The following is a 590-nucleotide window of genomic DNA, read 5'->3' as shown; positions in this document are numbered from 1 at the left end:
ATAGTGGTCTGATTAAAAATAGCTTTGCTTGTTCATAACAAACTAAAATCTACTCTTAATGAACATAAGAAAAGGCCGTCTGAAATATCTTTCAGACGGCCTTTTGAAATAAAATAATCAATTAAAACACGGCTTGCAAAACCAAATAGCTGACAACAGACAAAACGGCAGCGGCAGGCAAGGTAATTACCCAAGCAAGGCCGATCGGTTTCATCAATTTCCAGTTGGCATTGCGGTTAACCAAGCCGATACCCAAAACTGCACCTACCAAGATATGGGTACTGGAAACAGGCAAGCCCATAAATGATGCGGCCATCACGACGGCGGCAGCAGAAAGCTCGGCTGAGAAGCCTGACGCGGGATGCATCTCTGCCAAGCTGGTGCCTACGGTTTTAATCACTTCTTTGCCGACAAACCATAAACCGACGATTAAAGCGATACCGAAAGTCAACATGGCAATCGGCGGCACGGCGTTTTGGGCAGTAATGCTGTTGGTACGCAACACATCCATAATCGCGGCAAACGGACCAATCGCATTGGCAATATCGTTCGCACCATGGCTGAATGCGAAACCGCAAGCGGTAAATACC

At 46.4% G+C, this 590-nt stretch carries 1 protein-coding gene; it reads right to left on the bottom strand.

Annotated elements, in window-relative coordinates:
• Positions 1-121 precede the first annotated feature (121 nt).
• A partial coding sequence (locus ACTHUM_RS17815; RefSeq protein ID WP_440403667.1) for an inorganic phosphate transporter occupies positions 122-590 on the bottom strand: 469 nt, incomplete at its 5' end.

The organism is Neisseria sp. P0021.S006 (assembly GCF_051956895.1).
The sequence above is the reverse complement of the archived record's forward strand: the minus strand, read 5'-3'. Positions and strand labels throughout refer to the sequence as shown.